At 51.0% G+C, this 7,393-nt stretch carries 8 protein-coding genes; 7 read left to right on the top strand and 1 reads right to left on the bottom strand.

Features of this window, described 5'->3' with window-relative positions:
- Positions 1 to 724: hypothetical protein (locus PKO02S_RS24415; RefSeq protein ID WP_164821659.1), on the bottom strand; the 724-nt coding region annotated here is incomplete at its 3' end.
- A gap of 403 nt (positions 725 to 1,127) precedes the next feature.
- Between PKO02S_RS24415 and PKO02S_RS24410 the strand changes: the two genes are divergently transcribed.
- The 7 genes from PKO02S_RS24410 (at position 1,128) to PKO02S_RS24375 (ending at position 7,202) form a co-directional block, all read left to right on the top strand.
- A complete protein-coding gene (locus PKO02S_RS24410) occupies positions 1,128 to 2,429 on the top strand; it encodes an SPFH domain-containing protein (RefSeq protein WP_127587076.1) in 1,302 nt (433 codons plus the stop codon).
- A 163-nt stretch (positions 2,430 to 2,592) separates the two neighbouring features.
- Positions 2,593 to 3,183, top strand: coding sequence for a hypothetical protein (locus PKO02S_RS24405; protein WP_127587074.1), 591 nt, complete (start codon positions 2,593 to 2,595; stop codon positions 3,181 to 3,183).
- 308 nt (positions 3,184 to 3,491) lie between these two features.
- A complete protein-coding gene (locus tag PKO02S_RS24400) occupies positions 3,492 to 3,869 on the top strand; it encodes a hypothetical protein (protein WP_127587072.1) in 378 nt (125 codons plus the stop codon).
- 166 nt (positions 3,870 to 4,035) lie between these two features.
- Positions 4,036 to 4,374, top strand: coding sequence for an MraY family glycosyltransferase (locus PKO02S_RS33450; RefSeq protein WP_246067314.1), 339 nt, complete (start codon positions 4,036 to 4,038; stop codon positions 4,372 to 4,374).
- Positions 4,375 to 4,626: 252 nt separating this feature from the next.
- Positions 4,627 to 5,082 (top strand): IS1096 element passenger TnpR family protein, encoded by a 456-nt coding sequence (locus PKO02S_RS24390; protein ID WP_164821658.1) that lies wholly within the window; start codon positions 4,627 to 4,629, stop codon positions 5,080 to 5,082.
- A gap of 436 nt (positions 5,083 to 5,518) precedes the next feature.
- Positions 5,519 to 6,079 carry a dihydrofolate reductase family protein gene (locus PKO02S_RS24380; RefSeq protein ID WP_218033953.1) on the top strand — a complete coding sequence of 187 codons (561 nt, stop codon included), beginning with the start codon at positions 5,519 to 5,521 and terminating at the stop codon, positions 6,077 to 6,079.
- Positions 6,048 to 7,202: a M20 metallopeptidase family protein gene (locus PKO02S_RS24375; RefSeq protein ID WP_246067312.1), complete on the top strand. Its 1,155-nt coding sequence runs from the start codon at positions 6,048 to 6,050 to the stop codon at positions 7,200 to 7,202. The genes PKO02S_RS24380 and PKO02S_RS24375 overlap by 32 nt, the downstream gene beginning before the upstream one ends.
- The last annotated feature ends 191 nt before the right edge of the window (positions 7,203 to 7,393 follow it).

Below are 7,393 nucleotides of genomic sequence, written 5' to 3'. Positions count from 1 at the left end.
GGGGGGGGGCAGACCCCGGTTTCGGGGCGAACAAATTCTCGGCAGGTGTTAGAGAGTGCGTTCTATTCCGAACGCTGTGATTGGAAATTTCATTAGAGGCACTCGGCTGAACAAAAAAAGACCGAACAGCAATGACTCCGATTCGGTTCCCCTCAATTGTCTTTTTGATGACATGTCTTTTTCTGATTTGGCCTTTCTCGAGCTCCTCTCCGCTAAGAATAACACCTTCTGCATCCATTTGCTTCCACAGTATCTTGGCCGAAACGGGAAAATGCTCGCCCTGACCCTGTAGAAACTGATAGACGACTCTGTAAACCGTGTCATGAAGAAAATAATAATGCTCTGAGTCATGCCACCCTACAAGTTCGCCGTGATGCTGGACTTCGCCATACTCTCCCTTGTTTATGGCTTTGGTATAGATGGATTGATTGGCGAGAAGTTCCTGCACGACAGAAAGAAAGCGGCGGACCGGCTTGACATCCGAAACAAGCTCACTCTGTATTCCGGACAAACTCATAAAGCAATTCCATCCGGCTTCTATCCACTGCTGTTTGGCGCGTTCATCGATGGCTTGAATGCTAATGGCGTACTCTAAAGCCGATTCGAGACCGAGTTGAAGCCAAGCTGCCGTTTCGGCCAACCGGCCGTGTGATTGTTGCGGCAAGGCCAAACTTCGTAACTTGTTGAATTTCTCAACGAGGATGCTTTTCGGCTCGGTATCCATTTTGTTTCCTAGCCATTCTACATAGCCTGCCAAAAGGGGATTGTGAATCTTATCATGAATCCATCGCTGATTTGGAATTTAGACTCGGAATGTAAGCCTATTAAGGAATGAATAAATGTTAGAAAGGGTGGTGTTCATGCTCCACCCAACCTATTAAAAAGACACCGTGCTAGGTGTCTTTTTGTTCTTTTTCGAACCAGTAACAAGGCTTTGAATGTAAATCGCAGCCGAAGGATAAGTAGCTCCTGTCTAACCTCAGTTCAGCGATTCAGGGCTTGAATAGGTCGAAATTCCTGCTGATTTGAAAGATTTCACCAAAAAATGAGTCGAATCTGTAAGCATTTCGTAGTATTGTTATGATATGTGTGTTTGTCGTTAAGCGTAATGGGAAGGGGCGGTCGGCATGGCGATTATTGATTTGGTGAAATATGATGGAGCGCCGGAAGTGCTGGCTTGGAAGCATCCGGAGGGGGAGCTTACGAACTGGACGCAGCTTATTGTGAATCAGTCGCAGGAAGCTTTGCTGTTCAAGGGCGGCGAGGCGCTTGATCTATTCGGAGCTGGGCGTCATACATTGGCGACATCCAATATTCCGCTCCTCGCTTCGTTGGTTAATCTACCGTTCGGAGGGAAATCGCCGTTCTCGGCTGAAGTGTGGTTTATTAATAAGGCACGTACGCTGGATATAAAATGGGGAACGCCAACCCCGATTCAGATGATGGATCCGAAGTTTCAGCTGCCGATTTCGGTTCGAGCTTTTGGCCGGTTCAATGTGAGAATTGAAAATTCACGGCAGTTTCTAGTTAAGCTGATCGGCACAGTTCCGGTGTTCGATCAATCGACGCTTGGCCATTATTTTGGCGGCGTGCTGTTGATGAACATCAATAAATGGATTTCCAGCTACTTGGTGCATCAGAAAATAAGCATTCTCGATATTAATGCGTATGTCGGCGATATTTCGAAACATATGGAAGACACCCTGTCGCCACTCCTCTTGGAGTACGGTATTCGGCTGCTCGATTTCAGCGTATTGTCCATTAATGTACCGGAAGGCGACGCTGCGACACAGCGGCTGAAAGACGCGCTTGCCAAGCGGGCGGAGATGGACATTCTAGGCTACACTTACCAGCAGGCCAGAACGTTCGATACGTTGGAGGGGGCAGCCAAGAATCAGGGAACCGGCTCCGGCATCATGGAATCCGGTATCGGATTGGCGATGGGGTACGGGATCGGTGCCCCGATTGGGGGGCAGCTGTCACAGCTCACGAATCAGTTGGATGCGACCGGCTCGAAACGCATCTGCTCCGGTTGTCGTACGCCGAACAGTGCCGAGGCGCGGTTTTGTCAAAGCTGCGGCCTTGCGTTTGATGTCCGCCGGTCTGAGCAAGTCGGTCGTGCGGCAAGCGTGTCGTGCCATAACTGCCAGAAACCTTTTGCGCACGGATCGAAGTTTTGCCCGCATTGCGGCGATCCTTATCACGCCTGTCCATCTTGCCAAGCGGATATTCCGGAGCATGCCGGCTCTTGCCCGAAATGCGGCTTTTCGCTCGGTACCCCGTGCCGAAAATGCGGGACTCTCGTGGACGAGAGCGTCAAGTTTTGTCCAGAGTGCGGAACCGGCACGACGCTGCAATGCACAGGATGCCAGACGATCGTGCGTCCCGGTCAAAAATTTTGTCTGGAGTGCGGTCAACGCGTGAGTTAGGGGGGGGAGCATGAAGCGTTTCACGTATAATCGTATGGTAACCGTGATATTTGCCCTTGTCTTCTTCATAGTGTTAAGTCTTTTCCTTATGTTTAACGAAACGGGGGAAGGACGGGGACACTGGTGGATTTCGCTTGCCGCAGCCTCGGGTGCAGTACTGGCTATGTATAGGTTTGTTTTGTTCTGGCTAAGCGATGGCAGGCAGGCGTATCGGAGCTTTTGGACTTACATAGTGACCGGAACCATTGTCGCCTTGTATGCGACGGCTGTGCTTGGGGAGATCGTGCTATTCTGGCTGATTGGCAAGACGCCTCTATCCAGCTACACGTACATTCATCTCATCACAGCAGCAGTTGCGGCGATCGGCGTTATTATTACCCGGATGATTGGCAGAAGCATGAAGGAAAATGAGCTTGACACGAAGGAGAGCCAGCAATTGTTCCGGCTTCTTCAGTCGAAGTTGATGGCGATTCGCAGCGATCTGGAAGACCTGGAGCAAGAACAGTACGTTGAGCTTAGACGGTTGATGGCGGAGTTGGAGGAGCAAGCGAAATATAGCGATCCGGTAAGCCACGCTTCACTCGCGTATCAAGAGGAAAATATGCTGTGGCAGGCCGAAGAGCTGCAGCGCTGGGTTGACGGGCTGAATAAGAATCCTGAGCGGCTGGAGAGCGATGCTACGCCACGCCTGCTCATTAGTCGCATTCGCAGCGATCTCAAGAAGCGTAACGAGCAACTGCTGCATTTGAAGTAAGGGGGTTCCGAACTGTGAGTTCTAGAGAAAAGCCGTACATTCACAACGTAGTGATCGTGTTGTTCTTGATCTTCTTTTTTCCGATCGGTTTTCTACTTATATTTATTAGATATTCGAAACATAAGTACCACACGCACTTGCGGATCATCGACCATCGGTTGTACGGAAAATGCTTAATCGTGTTCGGAGGTTTAAGTCTGTTGAGTAGTTTCTCTGCAGATTCTGCGGAATCCTCCCCTTTTCCCCTAATGATTGTAAGCGGCTTGTTCCTCTTTCTGGGAGTTCGTTTGCTGAGGAAGTCGAACAAAGTGAAAAGCCAGATGAAGGCACGTTATGAGCAATATCTAGCCCTCATATATGAGCAAGGGATCACTTCGATCGCTAATATCGCTTTCAAGATGCAATTATCGCGGAAACAGGTTGTAGCTAATGAGCTCGAACGGATGGCTTACCTCGGCTTGTTGCCGAACGCTTCGGTGGACGTGAAGGCAGATATGGTGATTGTACATCATCCCTACAATAACGCACGGGCTGAGAGAGAGCTTGCCCCGAGCTACGAAACCAAGCCTACCTCCTCCGCTCGGCCGCAACCGAAGCAGGTTGAATGTCCGAATTGCGGAGCCCCTGGTCAGCTCTATTCCGGGGAAAGCAAGGAATGTGAGTATTGCCGTTCGATGCTGCAGTGAAGCGAGGGATTCATCAATGACGAAGGTTCGTCGATGGTCTTTCTTTGAAAGAGAAGGAGCGTTTTTGACGCCACTTCTTATTTGGTGACTGCGTGTGCTTAATCTAACCCAACCGATTCGAACGGAGTTGCCGCCCGACCATCAAGCCAAGCGGGGAACACCATTGATGGCTGGTCTGATCTTGCTAATCGGGGTGGTCGCTTTCATACAATTTCATCCCATTCCGCTGATGGTTTTTTTATGTACAACGTTCCTCTTGTTCAGCTCGATCGGCTTTATGGATGATCTCAAAAAGGCAGTATGGCAAGATCCGTCCGGGATTTCGGGACGAATGAAGCTTGTGCTTCAATTTGCCTTTACTGCGGTCTTGCTCATTACCTTGTTCCGTTCGTTCTCGCTCACCAGTGACATTACGTTGTTTAACGGGTATCAACTGCACCTGCCTGTGTATATATACATAGCGATTATGCTCCTATTTGTGGTTGGCTCCGCCAACGCTAATTAATTTTACGGATGGTTTGGACGGGCTGCTGATCAATGTGGCGATCCCGACTTATTTTTTTCTTCTTTCTGGTTTCTGATAAAATAGAAGTACAAACGAACAAAATGGTGTCTGTTCAAAATGGCTCCTATTCATTTTCATTTCAGCCTAAAGTACGGCTCGAGCTAAAATAAGATGATTTTGGTTGTTGGTATCATTTCTTGGATTATTTACCATATAATTCGGAAATTAGGAAATGGCAGGAGGGAAACAGAGATGGCAAAAATTTTTAAGATCACTTTGACGGATTGGAACGGAGCCGTTCGTGGAAAGCCCTACCGCAAAATCGCGGTTCAAGACAATTCGAGTTTATACGATCTTGCGGCAACCGCGTTGTCTGCGTTTGATTTTGATATGGATCATGCATTCGGGTTTTATGACAATCTGAAAAATTGGACTCGATCCGAACAAGGGTACGAGCTATTCGCTGACATGGGGGAGAAGGTGGAGTTCCCAGGGGTAAAGAGAGCTAAAGTTAGTAAAGTGTTTCTTGTCCCCAAGCAGAAGATGCTGCTGTTATTCGACTATGGTGATGAATGGAGATTTGTTGTTCAATATTTGGAAGATGCGAATTTGAGCGGAACGAAGCTCCCTGCTCTTCTGGAATCCAAAGGAAAAGCACCCGATCAATATGGCGACATCTATGATGAGGAGGACGAAGAGGAAACCTGATATAGAACGGGCAATAGTTACGTTCGACAAAGTAGTCTTGAGGCATGAAACATTCCAAGTTTGCTTTTCAAATGGGCTACCTCTTGCGGGACCCCGCTAGCCTGTGCAGCCTCGTAGATCGTCATCCCCTCATGTAGCAGCTTGTCCTCAATCAACAGCCCCACGGCAAAGCGATTGGCTTCTCTCTCCAGCTTGTCTATGGATTGCAGCGGCCTGCGGTCTGCCGGCAAGTTGAACGAAGGAGGCGGTTGCGGAGGGCGCAGAAACGGGCGAGCATAAGCCGATGCTGCTGGACATCCGCCTGCGATATGCTGCAGGGGTATCATTCCGGGGCCGCGGAGCGATGAAGCGATACTGCGGGTTTTGGGCTTTTCAGTCGGACAACTGCGAGTCGGCTGAAATAACGCATTCACAATTTCACGAAGGTGGCGCCAAAATGACCAAGGACAGCTTCAACTTGACGATCCATATGGTTTCAAGCCTGGACGGCTACATCGCTAGCCAAGATGGCAACGTGTCGTGGTATGAAGCCGCTAGCAACTACGAGAAAGGCACAGAGGCTGAGGATCCGGTTGCGTTTCTCAAATCGATCGATTGCTTTGTTGTCGGTGCGAGGACGTATGAGCAGGCACTGGAGCTAGGATGGCCCTATGGGGACGTGCCTACGGTTGTGTTGACGCATCGCGAGCTGTCGGCGGATCGGGATAGCCTCTCTTTTTACTCGGGTGATCTGACCCAACTGGTGAATGAGCATTTGAAGCCGAGCTATCGGAAGGTTTGGCTTGTTGGCGGGGCTTCGCTTGCCCTGGACTTCATTCGGCTGGATCTTGCGGACGATATCCGACTCTCGATTTTGCCGATTCTGCTGGGTGACGGAACGCGGTTTCTGGACCGGATCGGGCAGGAGCGGGGGCTGGAGTTGAAGGATGTGTCGGCTTATAAAAACGGCATGGTGGAGTTGTGGTATGGGGTTCGAAAGGGCGCAGATGGATCCTAAACACCTCCAACTGGCCAAACAATTGCGTCACGAGCTGCATCAGCACCCGGAGCTGGCGAATCTGGAGGTTTGGACGAAGCGGCATTTGATCGATTTTCTGAAGCTGCACACCAAGCTGGAGATTATAGACCAAGGCGCGTGGTTTTATGCGATCTATCATGCCGGCAAAGGCAGGGCGAACATAGCGTTTCGGGCGGATTTCGACGCGCTTCCCATGCCGGAAACGATCGACATTCCCCATGCTTCCCGCATCCCCGGAGTGTCGCATAAATGCGGGCATGACGGTCACGCGGCGAGCCTTGCCGGATTTGCATTGGAGATCGACCGGATGGGGGCGGAGCACAATATTTTCTTTCTCTTTCAGCATGCGGAAGAAACGGGGGACGGCGCCAAGCAGTGTGCGGTTATGATCGAGGATCACCGCATCGAGGAAATCTTCGCTTTCCACAACATGAGCGGCATGGCGTTGGGCTCGGTGAATGTCATTGATGGGACCGCCCACAGCGCCTCCAAGGGCATGACGATTCGGATGGTAGGGGCTCCCGCTCATGCCAGCCAGCCGGAGGATGGGGCGAATCCCGCATTTGCCATCGCCAAGCTGATCGATGCCATTCCCGACCTGACCTCGCAGGCGCGCAACAAGGGGCTGGTGCTTTGTACAGTGGTGCAAGTGGATATCGGGCAGAGAGCATTCGGCTTGTCGGCGAGCACGGGGGAGCTGCTGCTGACGATCCGTGCTTTGTACGAGACGGAGTTGGATCAGCTGCAAGCCCGCCTGGAAGAGCTGGCTCAGACTCTAGCAGAGAGATACGGCTTGAAGGTCAGCTTCGCATACAACGATGTTTTCCCGGAGACGGTTAACACCAAGGAAAGCTCGGACAAAATCCGTCGTGTCTGCCGGGAGAAGGGGCTGCCGCTGATCGAGATGAAGCAAGCTTTCCGCGCGTCGGAGGATTTCGGGCACTACTTGAAGCTGACGAAAGGCGCTATGTGCTACATTGGGAATGGGGAAGCCTATCCGCAGATCCACACTTTTGAGTATGATTTCCGGGATGACATCATCGAGACGGCGGTTGAGTTGTTTAAAGGGCTGGCTTGTGAACGACGGGAGGGAGCAAGCTGAGAGGCAGTCAGCGGCAACGGATCAGTATCGTGCGGACGTTCCTGAAGCAGGCGCCGATTTTGGTGTTGGACGAAGCTGCGCTCTTATCGATCCGGAAAATGAGGCACGTACCCAAGATGCGACCAAGGAGCTCATTTCATCCGAGCAGGGCTGACCGGGGCTAACAAAAAGAAGGCCCTTGCTGTCGGCGG

Source organism: Paenibacillus koleovorans NBRC 103111 (assembly GCF_004000845.1).
GTDB classification, from domain to species: Bacteria; Bacillota; Bacilli; order Paenibacillales; family NBRC-103111; genus Paenibacillus_AA; species Paenibacillus_AA koleovorans.
This window is presented reverse-complemented; position numbering and strand designations above follow the sequence as displayed.

Bases quoted from the DNA above. Each gene is read 5' to 3' on its own strand.
- PKO02S_RS24390 (WP_164821658.1), top strand. From the start codon at position 4,627: ATGGCAAAAATTTTTAAGATCACTTTGACGGATTGGAACGGAGCCGTT.
- PKO02S_RS24380 (WP_218033953.1), top strand. From the start codon at position 5,519: ATGACCAAGGACAGCTTCAACTTGACGATCCATATGGTTTCAAGCCTG.
- PKO02S_RS24375 (WP_246067312.1), top strand. From the start codon at position 6,048: ATGGGGTTCGAAAGGGCGCAGATGGATCCTAAACACCTCCAACTGGCC.
- PKO02S_RS24405 (WP_127587074.1), top strand. From the start codon at position 2,593: ATGTATAGGTTTGTTTTGTTCTGGCTAAGCGATGGCAGGCAGGCGTAT.
- PKO02S_RS33450 (WP_246067314.1), top strand. From the start codon at position 4,036: ATGGCTGGTCTGATCTTGCTAATCGGGGTGGTCGCTTTCATACAATTT.
- PKO02S_RS24410 (WP_127587076.1), top strand. From the start codon at position 1,128: ATGGCGATTATTGATTTGGTGAAATATGATGGAGCGCCGGAAGTGCTG.